At 36.0% G+C, this 26191-nt stretch carries 22 protein-coding genes and 1 tRNA gene; 22 read left to right on the forward strand and 1 reads right to left on the reverse strand.

The window, feature by feature from the left end:
- The first annotated feature begins 123 nt into the window (after positions 1-123).
- Both PAARA_RS01120 and nagP read left to right on the forward strand, forming a co-directional pair.
- Positions 124-2772, forward strand: coding sequence for a family 20 glycosylhydrolase (locus PAARA_RS01120; protein WP_062567245.1), 2649 nt, complete (start codon positions 124-126; stop codon positions 2770-2772).
- A 389-nt stretch (positions 2773-3161) separates the two neighbouring features.
- Positions 3162-4445, forward strand: a complete 1284-nt coding sequence (gene nagP, locus PAARA_RS01125; RefSeq protein WP_062567246.1) for an N-acetylglucosamine MFS transporter NagP — start codon at positions 3162-3164, stop codon at positions 4443-4445.
- Positions 4446-4724: 279 nt separating this feature from the next.
- On the opposite strand, the gene PAARA_RS01130 is transcribed toward nagP, so the two are convergent.
- A tRNA-His gene (locus PAARA_RS01130) sits at positions 4725-4800 on the reverse strand.
- Between the two features lie 277 nt (positions 4801-5077).
- Here PAARA_RS01130 and PAARA_RS01135 point away from each other — a divergent pair.
- The 20 genes from PAARA_RS01135 to PAARA_RS01230 all read left to right on the forward strand — a co-directional run bounded on the left by PAARA_RS01135 (position 5078) and on the right by PAARA_RS01230 (position 26048).
- Complete coding sequence (locus PAARA_RS01135) at positions 5078-5908, forward strand: mechanosensitive ion channel family protein (protein WP_062567247.1); 831 nt, start codon at positions 5078-5080, stop codon at positions 5906-5908.
- A gap of 23 nt (positions 5909-5931) precedes the next feature.
- Positions 5932-6711, forward strand: coding sequence for a DUF481 domain-containing protein (locus PAARA_RS01140; protein WP_062567248.1), 780 nt, complete (start codon positions 5932-5934; stop codon positions 6709-6711).
- Positions 6712-6837: 126 nt separating this feature from the next.
- Positions 6838-9498, forward strand: coding sequence for an SLBB domain-containing protein (locus PAARA_RS01145; protein WP_062567249.1), 2661 nt, complete (start codon positions 6838-6840; stop codon positions 9496-9498).
- A 70-nt stretch (positions 9499-9568) separates the two neighbouring features.
- The gene (locus PAARA_RS01150) at positions 9569-10525 is read left to right on the forward strand and encodes a Wzz/FepE/Etk N-terminal domain-containing protein (RefSeq protein WP_062567250.1); all 957 of its coding nucleotides are present in this window, start codon (positions 9569-9571) and stop codon (positions 10523-10525) included.
- 59 nt (positions 10526-10584) lie between these two features.
- Positions 10585-11865: a Vi polysaccharide biosynthesis UDP-N-acetylglucosamine C-6 dehydrogenase TviB gene (gene tviB / locus PAARA_RS01155; protein ID WP_209438160.1), complete on the forward strand. Its 1281-nt coding sequence runs from the start codon at positions 10585-10587 to the stop codon at positions 11863-11865.
- Positions 11866-11879: 14 nt separating this feature from the next.
- Positions 11880-12824, forward strand: coding sequence for a Gfo/Idh/MocA family oxidoreductase (locus tag PAARA_RS01160; protein ID WP_062567251.1), 945 nt, complete (start codon positions 11880-11882; stop codon positions 12822-12824).
- 2 nt (positions 12825-12826) lie between these two features.
- Positions 12827-13408, forward strand: a complete 582-nt coding sequence (locus tag PAARA_RS01165; RefSeq protein ID WP_062567252.1) for an acyltransferase — start codon at positions 12827-12829, stop codon at positions 13406-13408.
- Between the two features lie 7 nt (positions 13409-13415).
- A complete protein-coding gene (locus tag PAARA_RS01170) occupies positions 13416-14519 on the forward strand; it encodes a DegT/DnrJ/EryC1/StrS family aminotransferase (protein WP_062567253.1) in 1104 nt (367 codons plus the stop codon).
- Positions 14516-15793, forward strand: coding sequence for a lipopolysaccharide biosynthesis protein (locus tag PAARA_RS01175; RefSeq protein WP_062567254.1), 1278 nt, complete (start codon positions 14516-14518; stop codon positions 15791-15793). The genes PAARA_RS01170 and PAARA_RS01175 overlap by 4 nt, the downstream gene beginning before the upstream one ends.
- Positions 15777-16394, forward strand: a complete 618-nt coding sequence (locus PAARA_RS20860) for an acyltransferase (RefSeq protein WP_062567255.1) — start codon at positions 15777-15779, stop codon at positions 16392-16394. Before PAARA_RS01175 ends, PAARA_RS20860 begins: the two co-directional genes overlap by 17 nt.
- A gap of 13 nt (positions 16395-16407) precedes the next feature.
- Positions 16408-17028: an imidazole glycerol phosphate synthase subunit HisH gene (hisH, locus tag PAARA_RS01185; protein ID WP_062567256.1), complete on the forward strand. Its 621-nt coding sequence runs from the start codon at positions 16408-16410 to the stop codon at positions 17026-17028.
- 2 nt (positions 17029-17030) lie between these two features.
- Positions 17031-17804 (forward strand): AglZ/HisF2 family acetamidino modification protein, encoded by a 774-nt coding sequence (locus tag PAARA_RS01190; RefSeq protein WP_062567257.1) that lies wholly within the window; start codon positions 17031-17033, stop codon positions 17802-17804.
- The gene (locus PAARA_RS01195) at positions 17801-18925 is read left to right on the forward strand and encodes an N-acetyl sugar amidotransferase (protein ID WP_062567258.1); all 1125 of its coding nucleotides are present in this window, start codon (positions 17801-17803) and stop codon (positions 18923-18925) included. Before PAARA_RS01190 ends, PAARA_RS01195 begins: the two co-directional genes overlap by 4 nt.
- Entirely contained in the window at positions 18922-19461 is a 540-nt protein-coding gene (locus tag PAARA_RS01200) for an acyltransferase (RefSeq protein WP_062567259.1), read from the forward strand. The genes PAARA_RS01195 and PAARA_RS01200 overlap by 4 nt, the downstream gene beginning before the upstream one ends.
- A complete protein-coding gene (locus tag PAARA_RS01205; protein WP_062567260.1) occupies positions 19458-20576 on the forward strand; it encodes a glycosyltransferase in 1119 nt (372 codons plus the stop codon). The genes PAARA_RS01200 and PAARA_RS01205 overlap by 4 nt, the downstream gene beginning before the upstream one ends.
- A gap of 5 nt (positions 20577-20581) precedes the next feature.
- Entirely contained in the window at positions 20582-21859 is a 1278-nt protein-coding gene (locus PAARA_RS01210) for an O-antigen ligase family protein (protein ID WP_062567261.1), read from the forward strand.
- Positions 21849-23000, forward strand: a complete 1152-nt coding sequence (locus PAARA_RS01215) for a glycosyltransferase (RefSeq protein ID WP_062567262.1) — start codon at positions 21849-21851, stop codon at positions 22998-23000. The genes PAARA_RS01210 and PAARA_RS01215 overlap by 11 nt, the downstream gene beginning before the upstream one ends.
- Positions 22997-24127, forward strand: coding sequence for a glycosyltransferase (locus PAARA_RS01220; RefSeq protein ID WP_062567263.1), 1131 nt, complete (start codon positions 22997-22999; stop codon positions 24125-24127). Before PAARA_RS01215 ends, PAARA_RS01220 begins: the two co-directional genes overlap by 4 nt.
- 119 nt (positions 24128-24246) lie before the next feature.
- On the forward strand, positions 24247-25320 hold the full coding sequence (gene wecB / locus PAARA_RS01225; protein ID WP_062567264.1) for a non-hydrolyzing UDP-N-acetylglucosamine 2-epimerase: 1074 nt from the start codon (positions 24247-24249) through the stop codon (positions 25318-25320).
- Positions 25320-26048 (forward strand): WecB/TagA/CpsF family glycosyltransferase, encoded by a 729-nt coding sequence (locus PAARA_RS01230; protein WP_062567265.1) that lies wholly within the window; start codon positions 25320-25322, stop codon positions 26046-26048. Before wecB ends, PAARA_RS01230 begins: the two co-directional genes overlap by 1 nt.
- Positions 26049-26191 lie beyond the last annotated feature (143 nt).

Raw genomic sequence — 26191 nt, forward strand, 5'->3', positions numbered from 1 at the left:
ATTTCCGATAAAATGATAGCGCTGTCATTTTAGTTTTTATATGATAGGTATGAATAATAAACAAAAATGACAAGTAATACGGAAAAAATACCGTAAACTCAGGGCATAAACGAGGAGAAAGTAATGGGTTTTAAAAAGTCTGCACTCGCTGCAATGATAATGGCAGCACCTATAATGGCAAACGCGGCACTCACACAGTCGCAGGTAAATCAGTTTGCTAAAGATACCGAGTTACTGTTTTCAGTTGAAGATAACTTTCGTAACAGAGACGCGGGCTTTTTAGGAAAAATCACCCTTAACAACCGCTCTGATGTTGCGTTACCTGCAGGCGAAAGTGATTGGCAACTTTATATCCATTCGGTTCGTAAAATTTCAACAGAGCATGTCGCAGGCCTCAATGTTGAACATGTAAATGGTGACTTACATCGTCTTGTACCAACCAGCTCATTTAAAGGGTTAGCAGCAGGCGAAAGTTTAGATATTCCTTTCGATGCGCAAGTATGGATTGTTGCATACAGTGATTTTATGCCGCGTGCATTTTTTGTGGCAGGTAAGAGTAAGCCAGCCATCTTTGCAAATACAGACACTGAGGACTTTAAAGAGTTTGTTACGCCATTCACTCGTGATAACCAACTATACCGTTACAACGAACCAAAAGATTTATCCGTTTTGGCAACGGCAAAAGTGCGTTTTGAAAGAATCCAAAAAGATAAAGTCGAAGTAAATAAAGACGATGCTTTAAAACGAATTATTCCAAAACCGCAAAAAGTTGATTTTAACCGTGGCACAACAACACTTAACAGTGATTGGCAAATTAGTTACCAAGGCCAGCTTAAACATGAAGTCATGGTATTCATGCAAGACCTGCAAGATGACTATGGAATTAGTTTAAAAGCTCAACCTGACCATATAAACCTTGGCAAAGAAAAAATCATTCGCCTAAACGTTGACCCTGCTTTAAACACAGGTAAAGCAGAAAGTTATACACTGGAAATTGACGATGATGTCATTAATATCGTGGGCAGTGATAATGCCGGTGTATTTTATGCGATGCAAAGTGTATTAAACCTAATTCCAGCAGGCAGCAAAGACTCTGCAAATTTACCACAGCTTGAATTAGAAGATGCTCCGCGTTATGGCTGGCGTGGCATGCATTACGATAACGGTCGTAACTATCATGGCAAAGAAGCCATGTTCAAACTTGTTGAGCAAATGGCTCGCTATAAAATGAATAAGCTACATTGGCACTTTTCTGAAGATGAAGGTTGGCGTCTTGAAATCCCAGGCTTACCTGAACTCACAGACGTTGGCGGTTATCGCTGTTTTGATTTAGAAGAGCGCGAGTGTTTATTAACGCAGCTTGGTACAGGGCCATTTAAATCAGGCTCTGGTAATGGCTACTTAAAACGTGATGAATTTGTTGAGCTATTAAAATTTGCCAAAGATCGCCATATTCAAATTATCCCAGAAGTTGAAGGGCCTGGTCATGCGCGTGCCTCAATTAAAGCGATGGAAGCGCGATACCATAACCTGCTTGAAGAAGCAGAAAAAACAGCTAAAAATAACATCAAGTCACAGTCAGCTAATAAGGAAATTCAAAATGTAGATATTGGCCCTGCAACACAATATTTATTGACCGATCCTAAAGACACCTCTGTGTACATGACAGTTCAAAACTACAAAGATAACTCGATGAATGTATGTATGGACTCAACCTACGCATTCTTAGATAAAGTGACCTATGAACTACAGCAGATGTACCGCGAAGCAGGTGTGCAGCTAAAAAATCTACACATAGGTGGTGATGAAGTCGGGGCCGGTTCGTGGATTGGCTCGCCGATTTGTCAGGCGCTGTTTGCTGATCCTAATAATGGTGTTGCTGGCCCTGCAGATTTAAAACCTTACTTTACTCAGCGTGTGGCGACCTTACTTGAGAAACGTGGTATCTCTCCGGGTATATGGGAAGATGGCATCATGTATGATCGTGAAAACTCGTTTAAGCGTGATGAGTTTCCAAATAAAACCTTTACAGTTAATACATGGGATAACATCTGGGAGTGGGGTGTTGCAGATAGGGCGTATCGCTTAGCCAATGCCGGTTACCAAGTGGTGTTATCGCATGGTACGCATTTGTATTTTGATCACCCGTACGAGGCAAGCCCTGAAGAACGTGGTTATTACTGGGCAACCCGTTACACCGACACCAAAAAAGCGTTTAACTATATGCCAGATGATGTGTATGCCAATGCCGATTACACACGCACTCGCGAGCCAATTGTTAATCTAGAGGCGTTAGTTGGTCGCCCATTACCTAAGCTTGAAAAACCTGAGAATATTTTAGGCATGCAAGGTCAAGTTTGGTCAGAAACAATCCGTACCGAAGATCAAGTGCTAGCGATGATCTTCCCGCGTATTTTATCGGTTGCAGAGCGTGCATGGCACAAAGCTGATTGGGAAGGGCAAAGCGTTGATAGTCAGAAACAAGCAAAAGATTGGGCTGAGTTTTCAAGTGCCGTTGGCTTAAAAGAGCTTGAAAAACTAGCTCAAGGTGGCATTAATTTACATTTGCCTGTGCCAGGTGGAGTGATTGAAAATGGTAAGCTCTATGCCAACAGCGCATTTGCTTATTTGAGCATTGAGTACAGCCTTGATAACGGCCAAAGCTGGCAGTCTTATGCTGAGCCAGTAAAGGTTGATAGCAAGGCAAAAGTAGCTCTGCGCACTCGCTTAAATGAGCAGCAAACCAGTCGCGTTACTTTTGTTGGAGAGTAATGTTTAAGGTATTTCGCGCCTATGTGGTGTGTTTTTAACGGTTGCACAGTGTGGCATCTTCGCGCGAAATAAATTCGCGCCTACGTGGTGCGTTTTTAACGGTTGTGCAATGTGGCATCTGTGCGCGAAATAAATTCGCGCCTACGTGGTGTGTTTGAACGGTTGCGCAATGTGGTATTTCGCGCGAAATAAATTTCACGCCTACGTGGTGTGTTTTTAACGGTTACACAATGTGTACCTGTGGGTGAGTTAAGCTCATAGCTAAAAGAAATATGTCAGCGCTGTCATTTTTGTTGCGATAGTGTTATAAATATTTAATATCAATTTTATATAATTAATCTAAATGAGCAGCATTGCAGGGCCAATGCCTGCTGTGATTGGGAAACACTATGTCAGAAACGAATAAACAAAGTAGCTTAGTGCCAATGGCAATAGTGGCGACACTGTTTTTTATTTTAGGCTTTGCCACTTGGTTAAATGGCTCGTTAATGCCGTTTTTACAACAAATTTTACAGCTTTCACCGTTTCAGGCATCACTGATAATTTTCTCATTTTATATTGCAGTAACATTTACAGCGATCCCATCGGCGATGATCATTCGAAAAGTGGGCTATAAAAATGGCATGGCGCTGGGAATGGCAACCATGATGGTAGCAGGGTTATTGTTTATTCCTGCGGCTAAAACACAAGTGTTTGCACTGTTCTTATTTGCTCAACTTGTTATGGGCGCGGGTCAAACTTTGCTACAAACAGCCGTTAATCCATACGTAGTGAGAATTGGACCTGAAGAGTCAGCAGCAGCACGCGTGAGTGTCATGGGGATACTCAACAAAGGAGCTGGGGTTATTGCACCGATTGTCTTTACCGCGCTGATTTTAAGTGATTTTACAGGGTTTGTTGATAAAGAATTAAGCCAAGCTGATATCGATGCCATGGCAAATGGTTTAATACTCCCTTATTTAGGAATGGCGATTTTTATTGGTGTACTCGGTTTTGCCGTCACTAAAATGCCATTACCAGAGCTAATCGACGATGCTGATGAGCAAAAACCTGGGCAAGTAAAGGAAGCGCTGAGCCACCCAAGTCTTGCGTTAGGGATTGTTGCATTATTTGTTTATGTAGCTGTTGAAGTAATTGCTGGTGATACCATTGGCAGCTTCGCACTTTCATTAGGTGTTGAAAAGTATAGTGTTATGACTTCATACACCATGGGTTGCATGGTATTGGGTTACTTTTTAGGAATTTTATTAATTCCACGCATCTTGTCGCAGCAAGTTGCATTGACAATTTCTGCGATTTTGGGTTGTGCGCTCACAATAGCAATTGTTACAGTAAGCAATGAGTCTGTTTTTATTTCAACATTACTAGGCCTAAAATCGGTACTTCCTGATACCTTATTACTCATCGCTGTGCTAGGCTTTGCTAATGCGATTGTTTGGCCAGCAGTGTGGCCGTTAGCATTATCAGGTTTAGGCAAACTAACGAGTGTAGGCTCGGGCTTGCTTGTGATGGGTATAGCTGGTGGTGCATTTGGCCCGTTATTTTGGGGTTTGGCAAGTGGCGGAGTTAAAAGTGCTGACGCCCAACAGGCAGCCTATATTGTGATGTTGCCTTGTTATTTATTTATCCTTTTCTATGCTTTAAAAGGGCATAAAATGAAAAGTTGGAAGTAATAATAAGCTTAAGGTTAAGTTATACAAATACTAACCTTGAGCTGTGAAAAGCATTTCTAGTAAATAGAAATAATCCCGTGTGTAATGCCACCGAAAGGTGGCATTTTTTTGTTTGAACTTCTTCTTTTCACGCGAAACAAGTTTTACGCTTACGTGGCGCATTTTGAAAATTTCACAATGAGAAGCGTTCGCGGGAAAATTTTACAACGACAAGAATAAGCTTTATAAAGATAAAAATTCGGGATTAAAAGAAATAACAGAATTTACAAAGGAGAAAAGTGGGGCGACTGATGGGGCTTGAACCCACGACAACCGGAATCACAATCCGGGGCTCTACCAACTGAGCTACAGCCGCCACTGAGATACACCTCGATTGGTGTGGCGCGCATATTACATAATTAATATCACCTTGTGAAGCCCTAAATAGAAAAAACTATAAAAAAGTTTCTTTGCTCAGAAAATTCAGAAATGCCCATGCAGTCAGTTGGCGTTCAGTTTTGCGGATTAGACTCTCGGCTTCTGCAATAGAGCAATCACTCATTTTTAATCAGTCTGTAATTTAATGATTTTTTAACCAAAGATCATATATAATTTACGCAGCGTTATGCTAAAAATGAACTTCAGGAGAGAACATGGATACTATAATGAACTGGATCAATGAGAATTCAGGTTTAATCATACATTACGCCATTCAGGGTGTGTTGGCGCTAATTATTTTCCTTATCGGTGGCCGTATCGCAAAATTTTGTGAAGGGTTAACTGAAAAAGCTTTCGACAAGAAAAAAGTCGATAAAGCGGTAGGTTCATTTGTAGCAAGCATTGTGTATGCGATCGTATTTGCTGCAACAATCCTAATGGCACTTTCGCAATTAGGTATTGAAACAACATCATTCATCGCTATTTTAGGTGCGGCTGGTTTAGCGGTCGGTTTAGCACTGCAAGGTTCATTATCTAACTTTGCATCAGGTGTACTGATCATTTTACTTCGTCCTTTCAAATCAGGTGACTACGTTGAAGCTGGTGGCAAAGCAGGTACGGTTAAAAAGATTGAGATCTTCTCTACAGAGTTACGCACGCCTGATAACAAAGTGATTATCATGCCAAACTCAAAAATCATGGGCGATGCCATTATTAACTACTCACGCGAATCAACACGTCGTATCGATTTAGTGATTGGTGTTGGCTATGATGCAGATCTAAAAGAAGCAAAAGCAGTGCTAAAATCAGTGCTTGATAAAGAAGAGCGTTTACTTAAAGACCCTGCTTATACCGTTGCTGTGTCTGAACTCGCTGATTCAAGTGTTAATTTTGTGGTGCGTCCATGGGTCAATTCGTCTGATTACTGGCCGACCTACTTTGATCTTGTAGAAAACATTAAGATCGCATTAGATGATGCAGACATCACTATCCCATTCCCGCAAATGGATGTTCATTTGCATAAAGAAGACGCAAGCGTCAAATAAAAAGCAGTAAAGGTTATTTTTTAATGAAATTAAAAGCTTTATCAATTCTAGTTGCAGCATCAGCTGCAACTAGCGCATTCGCAGCTGACGAAACTAAAACGTGGGATGTAACCAGCGAACTGGGTGCAATTATCACTAGCGGTAATACTGAAACAACCACATTAAAAGGCGGTATTAAGGTATTACACAATCTTGAAAGCTGGAATAACGAATACAAACTTGACGGTCTTTATAAAGAAGATGAAGTTGAGAATGATGCGGGCGAAAAAGAAACGCAGCGTACTAATGAAAAGTACTCATTCTCAGCGCAAGGTAACTATAAATTAAACGAAAAGCACTCACATTTATTCATCTACGGCTCGCACGTATCTGATTATTTTGGTGCATATCGTAACGAAACAGTTATCTCAGCAGGTTACGGTTTACGTTTAATTGATCGCTCAGACATGTGGCTGAACGCTGAAATTGGTCCAGGTTATAAATACTTCCAATACCCTGATGACAGCACTGAAATGGATGACAACGGTAACTCACTTGCCGGTGAACGTGAAGGTGAAGTCATTGCGTTAGGTAAGGTTGATTACAACTGGCAAATTTCAGAAAGCGCACGTTTTACTCAGCTTGTATCTGTGGAATACGGTGATACAAATACCAAAACACGCTCTGAATCAGCTATTTTGGCGAAAATCAACGGCTCGCTACAAATGAAAGTGGCGTATAACATCATCCACAACTCAGACGTAGCGGATGACAAAGAAAATACAGACACAGAAACATCAATAACACTAGTTTACAGCTTTTAACGTTTTTAATAGGTTAATTTACTAGATTTGGTGATAAAAGGGGCTCTAGCCCCTTTTTTATTTTAATGTAATTAATGTATGATACACACCAATTTTTGTGTTGTAGTCTCAGGGAAATATCTACTCGTGAACTTATTTAAACATTTTTTAAGTACTTTTTTACTTTTTTGTAGTTTTACTGCCTTGTCTTTTTCCCCAACTGCAATGCAATTAGAACAATTCAAAAAGCTTCCGAAATCTCAACAAGAGGCTTTGGCTAAGCAATATGGGATAGATATATCTGACTTTAGAAACGCTCAGCCTAACACTAATGACACTAGTAATGAAAAAAGTTCAATTAGTGAGCGCCCAGAAAAGATCCCAGAAAAACTCACAGATGAAGAACGATTCAATCCAGTAACAGCTAATGTTAAGCCTTTTGGTTATAGCCTTTTTGCCGGCGAACCTAGTACATTCATGCCTAATGAAACTGCCTCTGTACCTGATGAGTATTTAATTGGTCGTGGTGACCAATTTTTAATTAATTTTTATGGAAAAGAAAACCAAAGTTACGAGGTAACTGTTGACAGAGAGGGGCGGATTAATATTCCGAACCTATCTCCAGTACAAGTCGCCGGGCTAACTTTTTCTGAGGTGAAGCAGCTCATAAAAGTTAAGGTTGAGCAAGAAGCTATTGGTGTACAGGCTTTTGTTTCACTTGGGAAACTACGCAGTATCCGAATTTTAGTTCTAGGTGAAGCTTATAAACCAGGGAGTTATACTGTATCACCTTTGACGACTATTTCTCATGCACTATTTGTGAGTGGTGGAGTGTCAGACATTGCATCCTTACGAAACATTCAAGTGAAGCGAGCGGGAAAAGTTGTAACTGATTTCGATTTATATGATCTTCTTATTCGCGGTGACAGCAGCAACGATATTATTTTAAAGCCAGGCGACGTTGTTTTTATTCCATCCGTGGGTGATCAGGTTGCAGTGGAAGGTTTAGTGAAACGTCCTGCTATTTTTGAGCTAAAACAAGGGGAAAGTGCTCAGCAATTAATTGAAATGGCTGGGGGGTTAAAACCTAATGCTTATGCAAAAAGTGCCGTCGTTGAACGGTTTAATAAAAGCCGAAAAGAAGTACTTTCTGTTGATTTCTCAGAAGGGAAAGTGAACTACGTTCCTAAAGATGGAGACAGAATTCGGTTCAACTCTATTGGCTCTCAGTATAAAAATTCTATCAGCTTAGTCGGCGCAGTAGTACGTCCGGGGAATTATCAATGGAACGAAGGTAATAAAGTTTCGGATATTATTACCTCAGTTCGTGGAGATTTACTCCCGCAGGCTGATTTAAATTATGCAATAGTGGTACGAGAAATTAATCTAAAAGGTGACATAGAAGTACATCAATTCGATTTAGCACAGGCTATATCAAAAAATAGCGTTCATAACTTAGAATTAAATTCCCATGATAAAATAATTGTATTTAGTCGTTTCGAGGAAAAACAGTTAGAAAAGATTGCTCTTAAGAATATGGCATTAAGCCAAGAGCAGCAAGAGCAGCAAAAGAAGACAGAACAGTGGCATCAGTATCAACAACAACAATTTGAAAAATATATTGGTTTAAATAAAAATGCTGCTGCTGACAATAAAGAAAAAGCTAACTCGCAAAATTTCATGGGTATAAATGCCTCGGAAAACAATGAAATCGATACCGAGCATTTTGCTTTATTTAGCCGTCATAACCTATTAGATCCAATTTTAACTAAACTGTCTGTTCAAGCCGGCGTTGATAAAGCAATTCAGATAGTTGAGATTAGTGGTAGTGTTATGTATCCAGGCATCTATCCTCTTAGCGTCAATGGAAACGTGAAAAACTTAGTCTCAGCTGCTGGCGGGTTACTTGAGTCTGCATATATAGAAGAGGCAGAAATTACCCGTGTAGGTACTTCTAAAAGATCTGGAGTTGAACATATTAAATTTAATTTAGAAGATGCCATAACTAATAATGACAATAGCAACATTAAATTAAAGAGCAAAGACACGTTAAATATTTTTACTATCCCTAATTGGCAAGAAAATTTGAAAGTAGAACTAAAAGGCGAACTCAAGTTTCCTGGTGTTTATACTATTCGCCGTGGTGAAAGCTTAAACAGTTTACTAGAACGTGCCGGTGGGTTCTCTGATTTTGCAGAGCAAAAAGCTGCAATATTCACCCGCAACTCAATTAAACATCAAGAGCAGCAGCAGTTGGCTCGATTAGCAAATGAATTACGCCGAGATATAGCTTCTAAAGGTTTTCAGAACTCAGTAAGTAGTAGTAGTCTTTCTTATAGTGATATGAATAAGCTACTAGAAGATTTGGCAGATGTTAAAGCTGTAGGGCGTTTAGTTATTGACTTACCCCTCGTTGTTAAAAATCAGCAAAACCTAATATTACAAGACGGTGATGTTCTTTATGTGCCCAGTAAGCGTGATTCTATAAGCGTGATTGGTGAAGTAAATTACTCTACGTCACATTTGTATAAAAAAGGTACGAGCGTACATGACTATATTGATTTAAGTGGCGGTTTGAAAGAGCGGGCAGATGATGAGCGCATTTATATCATTAAAGCTAACGGCTCAGTGGAAATACCTAATATGGGCAGTTGGTTTACTGTTAATACATCTGATCAACTAGAGCCAGGGGATACTATTGTTGTACCACTTGACGCTGGTCATATGGATCAATTAACGCTTTGGAGCACGGCTACACAAATAATTTATCAACTGGGTGTCGCTGTAGCAGCTATTAGTAGTATTTGATAGCTATATATACTTCATTGTAAGAATGAATTAAAACTAAGTGTTAAATTTAATAATTACCGAGATGTAAATGGAAAGTAACTTAGAAAAGGCTAATGAATGCCCACAAACATTTAGCAATAATGCTGATGAATTAGACATACGTGAAATATTTATTGCAATTAGGCAAGGCAAGTGGTTAATAATACTGATAACAGCTTGTTTCGCTATAGCGTCAGTTTTTTATGCAGTGAATCAGCCTAATATTTATAAGTCTGAAGCCCTTCTGGCACCTGTTGAACAAGACTCGAAAAGTGGTCTAGGGGCTTTGGCAGGGCAATTCGGAGGCTTGGCAAGTCTTGCTGGAGTTAATTTAGGCATTAATAGCCGTGTAGACAAAACAAAAATGGCGCTAGCAGTATTGAAATCGCGTCAGTTTGTCGGTAATTTCATCGAAAAGCACGGTATCTTACCTGAGCTTATGGCTGTTAAATCATGGGATAAAAACACTAATAGTCTGATTTATAATGAAGATTTATTCAACCCAGCGACTAACGAGTGGTTAAATGATCCTGCCTCACCTGATGCTTTAAAGCCATCCAAACAAAAGGCTTATAAAGTGTTTACCAATATTTTTAACACTGAGGTGAGCTCAGACACTGGTATGGTTATTTTATCTGTAGAGCATGTGTCTCCGTATATTGCTCAACAATGGGTTAACTGGTTAGTTGCTGATATAAATGAAGCAATGAAAGAACGAGATGTTATAGAAGCAAACGAAAGTACCCAATTTTTAACGGCTCAACTAGAGCAAACTAAAGTAGCTGACATTCGCTCGGTGCTTTATAAATTAGTGGAAGAACAAGCAAAAACAATTATGTTTGCAAATGTTCGTGACGAATATGTTTTTAAAACGATTGATCCTGCCGTTGTTCCTGAGCTTAAATTTAAGCCCAAACGAGCATTAATTTGCGTTTTGGGTGTGATTTTAGGCGGCATGGTTAGCGTGTTCTTTGTTTTAACGCATTATTTTATCAGAAGAAGTTAATGGTATTTTTGCTGAGCTTTAATTGCCATGAATAAACCCTAAAGATTAAGAGAAATAAAATGTACATTCCATTTGAGAAAATTAAAATAGGTGTAATCGGTCTGGGTTACGTTGGTTTACCATTAGCCGTGGAATTTGGGAAGAAGTATTCTTCTTTAGGCTTCGATATAAATAAGAATCGAGTAGAAGAGTTAAATAATGGTCATGATTCTACACTTGAGGTGAGTGATTCTGAATTACGACAAGTAAGTAACTTAAAATTCTCATCAGATAAGCAGGAACTTAAAGACTGTAATATATATATAGTGACAGTTCCTACTCCAATAGACGAAAGTAATGCACCTGATCTGACACCGCTGCGAAAAGCATCAGAATTATTAGGTGAGTTTATTCAAAAAGGTGATGTTGTCATTTATGAATCAACAGTATATCCAGGAGCTACTGAAGAAATATGTTTGCCTATAATTGAGAAAAAATCAGGACTAGTATTTAATAAAGACTTCTTCGCTGGCTATTCGCCAGAACGAATTAACCCTGGTGACAAAGTAAATACGTTAACTAAGATCATGAAAATCACCTCTGGCTCTACACCAGAGATAGGTAACTTCGTCAATGAGTTATATAGTTCAATTATCACTGCTGGCACACATTTAGCTGGTTCTATAAAGGTGGCAGAAGCAGCTAAAGTCATTGAAAATACTCAGCGAGACTTAAATATTGCCATTGTTAATGAATTTGCAAAAATCTTTAACCGTTTAGGTATTGATACGGAAGAAGTATTGAATGCAGCAGGTACAAAGTGGAACTTCTTAAAGTTTAAACCAGGATTAGTAGGCGGGCACTGTATTAGTGTTGACCCCTACTATCTAACTCATAAAGCTCAAGAAGTTGGCTATCGTCCAGAAGTTATTTTAGCAGGACGTAGGATAAATGATGGCATGGGCGAGTATGTAGCGACGCAACTAGTCAAAAAGCTATCTAGCAAAAAGATCCATATTGATGAAGCTAAAGTTCTTGTATTAGGTTTTACGTTCAAAGGCGATTGTCCTGATGTTCGAAATACAAAGATTATCGATATTGTCAATGAGTTAAAAGATTTTAACATGACTGTCGATGTTCACGATGGTTGGGCTGATCCTAAAGAAGTCGAGTGTGAATATGGCTTATCATTAACGAGTGAACTGGCTGAAAATCACTATGATGGAATTATTCTAGCTGTAGATCACAGCGAGTTTAAAGAGATGGGAGTACAGGAGATCCGTAAATACGGTAAAGAGACTCACGTACTGTATGATGTTAAGCATGTCTTTAGCGTTGAAGATTCAGATATTCGATTATAAGCAAGGATTTTAAAATGAAAAATTTTGCATTAATTGGTGCTTCTGGTTACATAGCACCTCGCCACTTGAAAGCAATAAAAGAAACAGGGCATAACCTTGTTGTTGCAATGGATATTAACGATTCTGTAGGTATCATGGATAGCCATTTTCCTGAGGCTGAGTTTTTTACGGAATTTGAAGACTTTACAGCTTACGTTGAAGATCTAGCCATGAAAGGGTGCAAGCTTGATTATATTTCAATTTGTAGTCCTAATTATTTACATGCCCCACACATGAAATATGCTCTTAAAAATGGTATTGACGTGATTTGTGAAAAGCCATTGGTGCTTCATTCAGAAGATATGGATACCCTGAAAGACTATGAAAACAAATATGGTGCAAGTGTTAACTCTATACTTCAATTAAGATTACATCCATCAATTATCGAATTAAAAGAAAAAGTAGCAGCAGCTCCTGCTGATAAAGTATTTGATGTAGATTTAACTTATATGACATCGCGTGGTAAGTGGTATATGAAGTCTTGGAAAGGGTTTGACCATAAGTCAGGAGGTGTAGCAACTAATATAGGTGTCCATTTTTACGATATGTTGCATTTTGTTTTCGGAGCCTTAAAGTCAAATGAAGTCCATTATCGAGATGAAAAAACAGCGAGCGGTTATTTAGAATATGAACGTGCTCGGGTTAAATGGTTTTTATCAATTGACGCAAGTAACTTACCAGAAAATGCTGTGGCGGGTGAGAAGCTTACATACAGAAGTATAACGATTGGTGAAGATGAGCTTGAATTTTCAGGTGGTTTTACTGATTTACATACTCAAAGTTATCAGAATATCTTAGCTGGTAAAGGGTTTGGTATTGATGAAAACAGGGTTGCAATAGAAACAGTCGAGAAAATTAGAGAAATGCCCATTGTTCAGGCTGGAGAAAAAGCCCATCCTTTACTTTCCAAGGTGCTATAACTATGAACTATCATGTACATGAAAGTGCAATTGTAGATGAAGGCGCTCAAATTGGTGAACATACACGTGTTTGGCATTTTGTGCACATATGCAGTGGAGCACAAATAGGAAATAGCTGCTCTTTAGGGCAAAATGTATTCATAGGCAATAAAGTTTCTATTGGTAATAATGTAAAAATACAAAATAATGTATCTGTTTACGATAATGTGCACTTAGAAGATGACGTTTTTTGTGGCCCAAGTATGGTTTTTACAAACGTATACAATCCACGCTCATTTATTGAAAGAAAAACGGAATATCGTGATACCTTGGTGAAGAAGGGAGCTACGCTTGGTGCTAACTGTACCATTGTATGCGGAGTCACTATTGGTGAGTATTCATTAGTAGGAGCTGGTGCTGTTATAAATAAAGATGTACCAGCATTTGCTCTAATGGTTGGTGTACCAGCAAAGCAAATTGGTTGGATTAGCAAGTACGGTGAACAATTAGAGCTGCCTATAGAGGGTGTTGCTACTGCACAATGTGCGCATACTGGTGACAAATATCAGCTTTCAGGTTCTACCTTGACTTTAATTCATGAGTAATAATTAAATGCAATTTATAGATTTAGCCGCACAATATAAACATCTAAAAGCAAAAATTGATAAACGAATTCAAAATGTATTGGATCATGGCAAATATATTATGGGTCCTGAAGTACAAGAGCTTGAAGAAAAGCTAGCTGAATACGTTGGTGTTAAGCATGCAATAACATGTGCCAATGGTACAGATGCCTTAACGCTTGCTATGATGGTTTTGAATATTGGTAAAAATGACGCCGTATTTTGTCCGACATTTACCTTTTTTGCGACTGCAGAAGTTATTGCTTATGAAGGTGCCACTCCTGTTTTTGTAGATTCGGATGAAGCGACATTTAATATTTGTCCTGTTGATCTCGAAAAACGAATTCAAGCTACCATCGCTGAGGGTCAGTTGACTCCCAAAGCTATTATTGCAGTGGATTTATTCGGCCTACCTGCCAACTACCCAGAAATTCAAAAAATAGCTGATAAATATGGATTAAAGCTAGTTGAAGACGCTGCACAAGGTTTTGGCGGAAGCATAAATGGTAAGCGAGCTGGTAGCTTTGGTGATATCGCTACAACAAGCTTTTTTCCAGCTAAACCCTTAGGATGTTACGGTGATGGGGGAGCAATATTTACTAACAATGATGAGTATGCTGAGTTAGTAAAGTCGTACCGTGTACATGGTAAGGGCAGCGACAAATACGATAATATTCGCATTGGTATGAACTCGCGCCTAGATACAATTCAAGCTGCGATACTTCTGGAAAAACTAGCAGAGTTCCCTAATGAACTTATTAGCAGAAATAAAGTGGCAAAAGAATATGATGATATGTTGTCAGGGGAATATAAAACGCCTCAAGTCCCCGAGGGCTATATGAGCTCTTGGGCACAATATACATTAGTTTCTGATTCTAGAGATGCTGAAATGGCTAAGTACAAAGAGCTGGGCATACCAACTATGGTTTATTATGGCACCTGTATGCACCAACAAACTGCATTCTCATATTTGAATTCAAAAAAAGATAATTACCCGGTCGCAGAGAGATTAGCGGCAAGTGTATTTAGTTTACCTATGAGTGGCTACTTAGACTCTGGCTATTTGATAGAAAAGAAATTATCAAAGGCATGATCTTTAATTTATTTAAGGGGAAGTCAGAGTATACAAAAAATATTTTGACTTTAGTTACGGGGACAGGCTCTGCTCAGCTTATCCCTATTATTATATCTCCTATTTTAACTAGATTATACTCACCTGAGGATTTTGGTCTCATTGCCTTGTACCTCAGTATTGTCTCTATCATTAGTATATTCGCTACAGGTAGATATGAATTTGCTGTTATGTTACCAAAACTTAATTCTGAAGTAAGAGCTATAATAAGGTTAAGTTGTTTCCTAGCTCTTATTGTTAGTTTAATAACTTTCTTGATTGTTGTGATTTTTAACACTGAGATTAGTAAGTTATTAGGTAATGAAGATATATCAGTATGGCTGTATTTTATACCTGGTTCAGTACTTTTAACCAGTTTTTATCAATTGGTAAACTATACTATGATAAGAGAAAAACAGTTCGGAGTTTTAGCCAAAAATAAAGTTATAGTCTCAACAACAAACGCTAGTACTCAGCTAGGGGTTGGATACTTTTTTAAAAGCCATTTTGGTTTGCTTTTAGGAAATGTATTAGGTCAATTAATTTCTATTTTTATAATCATCAGGACAACGAATGTTTCTGAGTATTTTAAGGCGACTAAATATCCGCTAAAAAAAGTTGCATACAAATATAAAAAATTTCCTCAATATGACGTACCTTCAGTTTTAATGAACACACTTGCCAATCAGATGCCCTTGTTAGTTTTAGGGAAGTTTTTTAGCTTAAGTGTTTTGGGGCTGTATTCTTTTATGTATAAAATTTTGATGATGCCAATAAATTTACTTTCTAATAGCATATTAGATGTATTTAAACAAAAAGCAACTGAAGACTTTAATAACAATCGAGAATGTAAAGGGATCTACACAGAAACGTTTTACAAACTTACCTTGTTAGGTGTTATACCATTTTCAATTCTAGGAATGTTTGCTCCTGAACTTTTCAGTTTTATTTTTGGTGATGAATGGAAAACTGCTGGAGAATATGCTCAGATTATGTCTCCAATGTTATTTCTTAAGTTTATTGTCAACCCTCTTTCTTATACATTTTATATAGCACAAAAACAAAATGTAGATCTCATATTTCAAATTTTGCTATTTATTTTGACATTTTTCTCGCTATCGATAGGAGTGTTGTTTGATAGTGTAGATCTAACCTTAGCCGCCTTTTCTGCGGCGAGTTCAATTATATACTTGATTTATTTGGGTTTTTCCTATCGCTATTCTAAAGGTTTAGTAGAAAATGCTGCACAAACTTAAATTGTTCTTAATGAGAATATTTTTTCCAAAATTATATATAAAAATTAAAGAAACTCGGAATACACAAACGCCTATTACATTCAAATACTGGCTTTATCAAAAAGTTTTTGGATTCAATAAGCAAGTTTATTGGCCTACCCATTTTACTTCTATAGTTACGGGTCATAAAAATATATATGCAGGAATTGATACTTGTCCAGGATATATGCCTGGCTGCTACATTCAAGGTATAGGTGAAATATATATAGGAGATTACACTCAGATTTCGGCTAATGTCGGTATTATTACAGCAAATCACAATATATATGATTCAAGGAAACATGATATTAAAAGTGTACATATTGGTAAATACTGCTGGATAGGTATGAATGTTATGATATTACCGGGAGTTACCCTTGGAGATAATACAATTGTAGGTGCGGGGAGTGTTGTAACTAAATCTTTTGAGGATGGTAATTGCATTATTGCCGGTAACCCAGCGAAAATAGTGAAAAAATTAGATAAAGAAAAATTTACTCACCATAAATGTAGCTATGAATATAATGGTTACATAAAAAGTTGTGATTTTGATGCATATAGAAAACGTTATTTGAATATATAGGTATTAATTAAGTATGGTAACTATAGTTGATTATGGGATGGGGAATTTAGGCTCTGTAAAGAATATGTTAAAAAAAATTGGCTACCCATGTGTCATATCTATGACAAAAGACGATATTATTCAAGCAGATAAATTGATTTTACCAGGTGTTGGTAGTTTTGACCGAGCTATTAACAATCTTAAAAAATTGGAATATTTTGATTTAATTAAAAGCAGGGTTCTTATGGATGAAATCCCTATACTGGGAGTTTGTTTAGGGATGCAGCTTCTTACGAAAGGGAGTGAAGAAGGAAAAGAGCCTGGTTTTGGTTTAATTGATGCATATGCGCATAAGTTTACCTTCTCTCCATCGTCTGGGCTTAAATCACCTCATATGGGCTGGAATCTTGCTAAGATAAATAAGAAAAGTTTGTTGTTTGACTCTATGAATGAACAAGAAAATAGGTTTTACTTTGTTCATTCATATGCTGTTCAATGTGAAAATGAAGAAGATATTCTTACAACAACAAATCATGGTGGCCGTTTTGTGTCCGCTTTTGAAAAAGGCAATATAATTGGTGCCCAATTTCATCCTGAGAAAAGTCATAAGTTTGGTATGGGCTTTTTAGAAAACTTTATGAAAATAAGTAAATAAGCATGCTGCAAACAAGAGTTATACCAGTACTCCTACTTCATAAGAAAGGGTTGTACAAAACTATTAAGTTTAAATCACCTAAATATGTTGGAGACCCAATTAATGCCATTAAAATCTTCAATGAAAAAGAGGTAGATGAACTTATTTTGCTTGATATTGACGCTACCAAAGAAGCTCGTGAGCCCAATTATAGAATGATAGAAAAGATAGCGAGTGAATGCTTTATGCCTTTGTGTTATGGAGGGGGGATCAATAATTTAAAGCAAATAAAAAAAATATTTTCTCTTGGCGTTGAAAAAATATCTATTAATCACAGTGCGTTGTCTTCTAATAGTAACCTAATTGAAGAAGCTGTAGAGATTTATGGTAGCCAAAGTATTGTCGGAGCAGTAAATATAAAGAAAAACTTATTTGGTAGTTTTAAGTTGTATGATCATGTTTCGAAAAGAGTATTAGGTAAGCCAATTAAAGAACATTTAGCTGAGTTAGTGGATAAAGGTGTGGGGGAAATTTTTATTAATGATGTTGACAATGATGGGATGATGAAAGGCTTCAACATTGATCTTATTAAGGAATTTACGAAAGATCTACCTATACCATCAATTTGTTGCGGCGGGGCTGGAAGCTTGGAGCATTGCCTAAATGTTCTTAAAAGTACGAATGTTTCAGCTGTTTCTGCTGGGAGTATGTTCGTCTTTCAGGGGAAGCATAAAGCTGTTTTGATAACCTATCCAGAACGCGATAAATTAGATGTACTTTTTAAAGGTTTAAAATGAAATCACAAAAAATATGTAGTAAGTGTGTTTTAGATACGACTGTTAGTGATATTAAATTCGACTCTCTGGGTGTTTGTAATTACTGTCATGCATATGACAAAGTTTGCAAGACGATTCCGAATGGAGAGATGGCGGCTAAGAAATTAGAGGAGATTGTTTCTAGTATCAAAAAAGATGGCATAGGTCATGAATATGATTGTATTATCGGTCTCAGTGGAGGAGTTGATAGTACTTATCTCGCGCATCTTGTTGTTTCATTAGGGTTGAGACCGTTAGCTGTTCATGTTGATACAGGTTGGAACTCTGATATTGCAGTACAAAATATTGAGAAAGTAGTTAAGATTTTAAAACTTGATCTATACACTGTTGTAATAGATTGGGAGGAAATGAAGGATTTACAACTTGCTTTTTTTAAGGCTTCAGTACCTGACTGCGATATTCCCCAAGATCATGTATTTCCAGCAGTACTAAATAAAATAGCTGCTGAACATGGAATAAAGCATAGTATTAGTGGTCATAATGTAGTCACCGAATATGTATTACCTAGAAACTGGTCTTATGATAGTAATGATCTTGAACACATTAAAGATATACATAAGCAATTTGGGACAGGAAAATTAGTAAAGTATCCAACATTAAGTCTATTTAAAAGAACGATCTATTATAAATTTATAAAACCTGTTAAATCACATCGCCTCCTCTATTATATTCCATATAATAAGGATGAAATAAAAAGATTTATAATCGAAAACTTAGGATGGAAAGATTATGGAGGTAAGCACTTTGAGTCCAGATTTACTAAATTTTTCCAAGCTTATTTCTTACCCACAAAATTTGGTTTTGATAAAAGGAAAGCGCATCTATCAAATTTGATTATGTCGGATCAAATAACTAGAGAGTCTGCACTTAATGAACTGTGCAAACCGCAATATAATAACCGAGAACTTGAAGAGGACTTAGACTATATTATCTCCAAACTTGATATTAGTAGAGAAGAATGGGAACAGATTATGGCTTTACCAACAAAGCAGCATAATTTTTACAAGTCAGATTTTGATTTGACTTGGTTTAAATATTACAAAAAAGTTGCGTTGCTACTAAAGGGCTTTTTAAAAAAATGAGAGCTATATATAATTTAGTATGCTTTTTAGTGGCTAAAGTGTTTGTCGCATTAACTTATACTTCTAGTTTTTATAATATAAGTGTTTTTCTCTCTAAGCTTTCATTCAGTTATGGGAACAAAGTTCGATACTATTATTATCGCTCTATGTTAAATAACGTTGGGGAAAATGTGATATTTCCATGGGGGGTTGTGTTTACAAACAGGCAAATATCCATCGGAAATAATGTAAGGTTTGGACCTATGAATACGATTGGTTTGGTCGATTTTGGAGATGATATTTTAATTGGACAGGGAGTCCATTTCTTAAGTGGTATGAAACAGCACGGAATTGAGCTTGGTCAACTTATCCGAGAACAAGCAGGCGTAAATGAAAGAGTTAGTATCGGTAATGATATTTGGATTGGTACATCTTCTATAATTATGGCAAGCATAAGAAGTGGTGCAGTAATTGGAGCTGGCTCAATAGTAACCAAGGAGGTTGGTGAGAACGCTATAGTGACAGGTGTTGCTGCCAGAGAGCGTAGATACAGATGAATATATTATTTATAGCCTATTATTTTGAGCCATTTCCTGGTGTAGGAGCCAAAAGAGTGTCTTACTGGGCTAAAAATATCAAAAAATTAGACTCTAGAGTTAATAAGTGTCATGTAGTTACAACGACTGAACAAATTAATGAATCAATCGAAGGGATAGATGACTTATTTGTTGTTCCAACTTCACCCAATTCTTTTTTAGGAAGGGCTTTCAAGTTTGATCTAGGTGCTGCTTGGCTGAAGAATTTGGAGCTTTTTTTCAAAGAAAAAGCTATCAAACATGAATATGATTATGTGGTTTTAACTGGTAATCCCTTTTTTCATTTCTTTATATTAAGGAAGTTGAATAAAATGGGGGTAAAATCAATTGTTGATTTTAGAGATCCATTGGCAAACAACCCTAGAGCTGTTAAAGCAGATTCATTAAAGCGAAAAATAAAGTCCCTTTTACTCAATTTCGTTGAAGAGTATTTTATAAAAAAATCACATTTAGCTGTTACTGTTAATAAATATTGTGCTGAATTACTATCAGGATATGAAACTCATAAAGAAAAAATACACATTATTGACAATGGGTTTGATGAAAGTGACTTTGTTGCTATGCCAAAAGCTGAAAGCAATAATGAAGCCTTAAATTTAGTTTATGCCGGCTCACTATATGCAGACAGATCAGCCTCATCTTTAATTAGAGCAATATCTAATGATGAAAATTATATATTTCATCATATAGGAAATATAAATGCAGAGCTTGCCTCTCTAGAAAATGTTATTTCTCATGGACTAAAGAGTTACTCAGAAACAATGAGGCTAATGAATCATTTTGAGGTAACAGTTATATTTACTTCCGGTTATAATTTTGAATCTACAACTAAAGTTTTTGACTATATAGCCCTGAATAAAACTATACTTATTTTAACAGAAGGTGAAGTTAAAACAGGTGCATTGCATGATATAACTAAAGATTACCCAAATATTTATTGGGCCAAAAATGATATAGGTTCAATTCGAGATATTCTCTCAGAGATAAAGTCGACTCCCTTTAACCAAGTGGTTTTTGATAAAACTAAATATTCGCGAAAAACTGGCTTGAAAAAACTAATCAATTTACTGAAGTGACTCAGATGTTTAACATAGCTTCATTTTTTTATTGTTACATAGTTTTATTGGTTTTAGGGCCCTTAATTTATATTAGTAAATTACCTTTGGCTAGCTACCATTTTGCTTTTTTAGCTTTGCTATTTTTAGTTTTTTTGAATCAATTGAAGTATCGAAATACAATTTTTTATTTTCCTATTTATCTTAAATGTTATTTCTCATTACTTGTAACTTATTTATTTACCTATGCTTTTAATTTCTTTGAACCAGCCTATGTTGCAAATATACGGGATTTAATAATTATTTTTGCACCCGCTCAGTATATGTTACTTGTTTTTATTACTTACTTGGCTTTTAAATATTGCTTTGATAAAAAAGAGGATGATAATTTCTTTTTTTTTCGATTGATAAGATTAAATGTTTGTATAATGCCAATCGTGGGACTGATAGCACTCTTTCAAATTTTTAATGTTTTTGGGATTCAAGATATATTAGCTAAATATTACGGTAAAGCCAATGTTGAGGTGTGGAGGCAATATTTTATTTATAATCCTAGAGCTAGTTCGACAATTAATTTGGAGCCTAACTCTTTAGCTTTATATTGTGCGTTTTCTCTAGCTATGTTTCATGTTTTTTATAATGAATTGAAAATGAGTAAGTTTAAAAGTTTTGCTGTTTATATCTTAGGGGTTTTGGGCTTAATATTATCTGGTTCTTTTACAGGGTTTATTATTTATATACTTGTTAGTTCAATGTATTTTTTTAAATATAAAAAAATTGGTGTCAAGTTCATTGTCGTTATATCAGTGCTGTCATTGCTTTTCGGATTGATGTTTAGTGATAATATTGAATCAGCAATTAAAAGGCAGAAACTAGATCAAGGAAATCTGGTCCCTAGCAGTTTTAATGCTAGGATAGAAAATGCTTGGAGTAAGGCTTATATTTCTTTCGAAGATGAGTTTATAAATGGTATAGGGCCTAGCGCTGTGCAGCTGGACTACTCAACTGATAATGATTTCTTAGATAAGTTTTTAAGGTTTGGTTTGATTGGTGGATTAGGTAATGTTTTTTTTATTCTGTTTTTAATAAGCTATCCACTTTTTAAGCGTAAAAATGTCTCTGATCTATTCATTAAAAAACTATACTTTTATTCATTTATGCTAGCCTGTTGTTTTGCTTTGGCTTCAATTACTGGAAGCGCCTTTAAAGCTAAGCGTTTGGCTGAATTATTCTGGATTTATTACTCGTTGCCTTTCATCTTTACTTATGTATTAAATAAAAAAGCTATCTACAATGAAAAATAATAAATTAACCATAATAACCCCTTACTTTCCAACAAAGGCTAATCGTTATGGTGGTATATTTATTTATGATCAAATTAAAGTTGTTGCCTCTTTAGTTAAAGAGGCTGAGGTTTTTGTGACAAGACCTTTGTTCAAAATTTCACGGAAATTTCCATTCATAAAGGTTGTTAGAGATGATCAAGCTTTAATTGATATAGAGTTACCAAATGTAAGATTGAAATTAATACGTTACTTTCCATTTCCAAAAGATTCTATTCTTTATCATGTAAGCTTAGCTATTTCTATTTTTTTAAATAAAAGTAAATTCTCAAAAAATCTCTTAGTACATACTGTTTACCCTGTTGGAGCCGCTGTAAATTTAGCCAAGTTAAATCCAACAATAGTGATTCATGGCTCTGATTATAGATACTTTACAGTTAATAAAAACCAGAAAAAGTCCATTATAAAAACTATTAATAGGTTGGCAGTCATTACTGTAAGCAAAGGGTTGAAGCTAGAGATTGAAGGTATTAATGAAATAAATACAAGTAAGTTAGAAGTAATTGAAAATGGTATATTGCTATCAAATTTAAAGCCTTTACAAAAAGAAGAGACACCAAGAGACAGTATTTTCAGTTTTGTATTTGTTGGAAGTCTTATAAAATTGAAAGGTGTGTACGAATTACTTTATGCATTTTCAGAACTCCAAAAAAATACTACTCGTCAATATAGTTTGACCTTTGTTGGTGATGGTGTCGAAAGGAAGAGGTTAGAAACACTCGCTAGTAAATTAGAGGCTAAAAATGTTTCTTTTTTAGGTGCTGTTGATAACAGCAAGGTTTCAGAGGTCTTAAATAAAAAAGATTGTTTGGTTCTACCGAGTTACCAAGAGGGATTTGGCAGAGTAATTATTGAGATGTTCAGTTTTGGAAAGCCTGTTATTTCAACAACGAGTGGTGGGCCTGAGTATATTATTAATGATGACAACGGTTTAGTTGTTCCACCCAAAGATGTTCAAGCATTATCCAGTGCAATGAACAAAATATGCGTTAATTATGACAGTTATGATGCCGAAAAAATCATAAACTATGTCAATGATAACTATGACTTAATCAATCAAACTACCAAGTTGTTAAATTGCGTTTTTAGAGAAGCTAAATGAAGAAAGTTGCAGTGTTAGTTCTAAATGAATATATCAATGATTCACGAGTGATAAAGATAGTTGAATCTTTATCACACAAATACAAAGTGGACGTTTTTGCTTTAAATAACGGTGATTTAGAGAAAAGCGAAAAACACACGAAAAACGTAAATGTGTTAAGGAAGGTATCTTACTCTAAACCTAATAGTTCTTTAATAAAAAAAGCTAAACAGGCCCTCGTTTATTTACAGTATTTTTTTTCGACACTATTTTGCTTGAAAAATTATGATGTTGTTCATTGCAATGATCTTGAAACGCTACCAATTGGCGTGTTTAGTAAGCTATTCAATCGCAAGTTAAAAGTAGTTTATGATGCCCATGAGTATGAAACAGAAACATTATGGATGCAGAACAAGTATAAAAAGTTTCTGGCTAAAAAGTTAGAAGGCTTTTTAATCCGCTATGCAGATGCTACATCAGTTGTTAGCGATGGGATCGCGAATGAATATGTGCGTCTATACAATATAGAAAAGCCATACTTAGTTCTTAACACTCCTAAATTAGTCCCTCATGTTAAACAAGATCTGTTTCGTGAAAAGTTTGGGATATCTCAAAATAAAAAAATATTCTTATACCAAGGGGGCTTGACCAAAGGTCGTGGTATAGAAATATTACTTGAGTCTTTTAGTAAGCTTGAGGATACCAATCATGTTATTATTTTCATGGGGTATGGTTATTTAGAGAGCGAAATCAAAGAATATGCTGTTAAATATAGCAATATATTTTTCCATCCAGCAGTTACTCCTGATGTGCTAATTTCTTTCACAAGCTCGGCTGACTTTGGTATCTCTTTTATTGAGGATTTATGTTTAAATTACAGATACTGTTTACCCAACAAAATTTTTGAGTATGTAATGGCTGGAATCCCTGTCGTTTGTTCAAATTTAGTTGAAATGAAAAGTGTTGTTGAGGAGCATCAGTTAGGCTTAGTTGCTACAGGGAATGATGTAAATGGCTTTCTAAAGTGCATAAATTCAGTTTCTTCAATAAATTATGGAAGCCTAGTTGAAAAAGTGGCTGTGGCCCGAGAGGTTTTTAATTGGGGCTTGCAAGAAAAAGTTATATATAAAATGTATGAAAATTTATAAAATGAGACTAATGAAATAGGTATTTTGTACATTGCATAACGAGATTATTTAATAAAGCGAATTTTCTTCCGTGGGATTGAACGTATCTCGTTGGGTTATAAAGGTAATATGGTAAAAAAATGAAAATTGTAACAATTTTAGGTGCGCGACCGCAGTTTATCAAAGCAGGAAGTGTTAGTAGAGAAATTGCAAAGTATAATGATGTACAAGAAGTGATAGTCCATACTGGACAGCATTATGATGCTAATATGAGCGATGTCTTTTTTGAAGAAATGAAAATACCAAAGCCTAACTATTTTTTAGGCGTAGGTGGTAAAAGTCATGGTGCAATGACTGGTCAAATGATTGAAAAAATAGAAGAAATTCTATTAAAGGAAAAGCCTGATTGGTTGCTAGTGTATGGAGATACAAACTCAACTTTGGCTGGAGCAATAGCTGCCTCAAAATTACATATCAAAATTGCTCATGTAGAGGCAGGGCTTCGTAGCTTTAATATGAGAATGCCTGAAGAGGTAAATCGAATTCTTACAGATAAAGTTAGCTCGATATTATTTTGTCCAACAAAAGTCGCTGTTGATAATCTAAACAATGAAGGTATTGCTAATACCAAGGCGCAAGTGCATTTATCTGGTGATGTTATGCAAGATGGAGCTATTTTCTACAGAAATCTTGCTGAAAAACCAAGCTGTATAGAAAATGATAACTATATCTTATGTACTATTCATAGAGCTGAGAATACTGATAGTACAGAAAGGCTTTCAGCAATAGTTGAGGCATTGAATGAGGTTGCTAAGAAGCAGCATCTAATTTTACCTTTGCATCCAAGAACTAAAAATAAGTTGGAATCCTTGGATGTAAAGCTAGCTGAAAATATTCAAGTAATCTCTCCAGTTGGTTACTTAAGTATGGTTTGGTTGATCATGAATAGTCAATTTATCATTACCGACAGTGGTGGTTTGCAAAAAGAAGCTTTCTTTTTTGAAAAGCGATGTATCACATTGCGAGATGAAACTGAATGGGTTGAACTTGTTGATGCTGGTGTAAATACTTTAGTTGGTGCAAACACGGATGAAATTATACGAGAATGTAACAAATGTTTAAGTGAGTTGGATAATACTTTTGACCAATCTTTGTATGGAGCAGGCAGAGCATCTGAAATAATTGTTAAATCATTATTATCAGCGAAAATTTAATGAACGGTTTAACTAAAGTTAGCATAATGGACTGCCCTTGTTATGCTATTTCTGAAAGCGAATTAGAAAAAATATTACTTTTTTTCTTAAAAAACAATATTTTTGGTTATTCGGTTGCAATAAATGCTGAGAAAATACAAAAATATAAAACGGATGTTACTCTTCAGAAAGTGATTGATAACTCAATTCTCCCATATCCTGATGGTGCTGGGGCTGTTCTGGCTTTAAAGTGGTTAAATAAACTAGAGTCAGAAAAAATAAATATGCCAATAAGGGCGCTTGAAATAGCAAATAAAAATAGTCTTAAAACATTTATCATCGGTGCGAAGGAAAGTGTTCATAATGAGGCTATTAATATAATAAAAAACCGTTACCCAAACTTGAGGTTAGTTGGTCACATGCACGGGTATAATAGTGAGGAAGATATCATTAATGCTGTTCATAATGATTCTCCGGAGCTTATTTTAATTGCTATGGGATCACCTAAACAAGAGATTTTTGCAAAAAAGCTGATTGACTCAACTCAGTCTGGAATTGCGATTGGGTGCGGTGGCGCGCTTGACATAATATCAGGGAAGTTAAATAGGGCGCCCGAATTTTTTATCAACAATAATCTTGAGTGGTTATATCGTTTAGTGCAAGAGCCTTGGCGATGGAAAAGACAGTTATTTCTTCCAGTTTTCCTACTTAAGTTGCTGTTTCAAAGGTTCAGGAAATTTTTTCAATAGAATGAACTTTATATAAACTTGTTAAATTTTAGCTTACAGAAATACTGAAACTTATTTTTTAGACGCTTTAAACTTTTTGTGAGCCTAGAACAAATAAGTTAAATGGAGCTAAGAGTTATAATTTTTTGGTAAATGGCTTTTAG

The organism is Pseudoalteromonas arabiensis (assembly GCF_001550155.1).
Taxonomy (GTDB): Bacteria; Pseudomonadota; Gammaproteobacteria; order Enterobacterales; family Alteromonadaceae; genus Pseudoalteromonas; species Pseudoalteromonas arabiensis.

Bases quoted from the DNA above. Each gene is read 5' to 3' on its own strand.
- PAARA_RS01120 (WP_062567245.1), top strand. From the start codon at position 124: ATGGGTTTTAAAAAGTCTGCACTCGCTGCAATGATAATGGCAGCACCT.
- nagP (WP_062567246.1), top strand. From the start codon at position 3,162: ATGTCAGAAACGAATAAACAAAGTAGCTTAGTGCCAATGGCAATAGTG.
- PAARA_RS01135 (WP_062567247.1), top strand. From the start codon at position 5,078: ATGGATACTATAATGAACTGGATCAATGAGAATTCAGGTTTAATCATA.
- PAARA_RS01140 (WP_062567248.1), top strand. From the start codon at position 5,932: ATGAAATTAAAAGCTTTATCAATTCTAGTTGCAGCATCAGCTGCAACT.
- PAARA_RS01150 (WP_062567250.1), top strand. From the start codon at position 9,569: ATGGAAAGTAACTTAGAAAAGGCTAATGAATGCCCACAAACATTTAGC.
- tviB (WP_209438160.1), top strand. From the start codon at position 10,585: ATGTACATTCCATTTGAGAAAATTAAAATAGGTGTAATCGGTCTGGGT.
- PAARA_RS01160 (WP_062567251.1), top strand. From the start codon at position 11,880: ATGAAAAATTTTGCATTAATTGGTGCTTCTGGTTACATAGCACCTCGC.
- PAARA_RS01165 (WP_062567252.1), top strand. From the start codon at position 12,827: ATGAACTATCATGTACATGAAAGTGCAATTGTAGATGAAGGCGCTCAA.
- PAARA_RS01170 (WP_062567253.1), top strand. From the start codon at position 13,416: ATGCAATTTATAGATTTAGCCGCACAATATAAACATCTAAAAGCAAAA.
- PAARA_RS01175 (WP_062567254.1), top strand. From the start codon at position 14,516: ATGATCTTTAATTTATTTAAGGGGAAGTCAGAGTATACAAAAAATATT.
- PAARA_RS20860 (WP_062567255.1), top strand. From the start codon at position 15,777: ATGCTGCACAAACTTAAATTGTTCTTAATGAGAATATTTTTTCCAAAA.
- hisH (WP_062567256.1), top strand. From the start codon at position 16,408: ATGGTAACTATAGTTGATTATGGGATGGGGAATTTAGGCTCTGTAAAG.
- PAARA_RS01190 (WP_062567257.1), top strand. From the start codon at position 17,031: ATGCTGCAAACAAGAGTTATACCAGTACTCCTACTTCATAAGAAAGGG.
- PAARA_RS01195 (WP_062567258.1), top strand. From the start codon at position 17,801: ATGAAATCACAAAAAATATGTAGTAAGTGTGTTTTAGATACGACTGTT.
- PAARA_RS01200 (WP_062567259.1), top strand. From the start codon at position 18,922: ATGAGAGCTATATATAATTTAGTATGCTTTTTAGTGGCTAAAGTGTTT.
- PAARA_RS01205 (WP_062567260.1), top strand. From the start codon at position 19,458: ATGAATATATTATTTATAGCCTATTATTTTGAGCCATTTCCTGGTGTA.
- PAARA_RS01210 (WP_062567261.1), top strand. From the start codon at position 20,582: ATGTTTAACATAGCTTCATTTTTTTATTGTTACATAGTTTTATTGGTT.
- PAARA_RS01215 (WP_062567262.1), top strand. From the start codon at position 21,849: ATGAAAAATAATAAATTAACCATAATAACCCCTTACTTTCCAACAAAG.
- PAARA_RS01220 (WP_062567263.1), top strand. From the start codon at position 22,997: ATGAAGAAAGTTGCAGTGTTAGTTCTAAATGAATATATCAATGATTCA.
- wecB (WP_062567264.1), top strand. From the start codon at position 24,247: ATGAAAATTGTAACAATTTTAGGTGCGCGACCGCAGTTTATCAAAGCA.
- PAARA_RS01230 (WP_062567265.1), top strand. From the start codon at position 25,320: ATGAACGGTTTAACTAAAGTTAGCATAATGGACTGCCCTTGTTATGCT.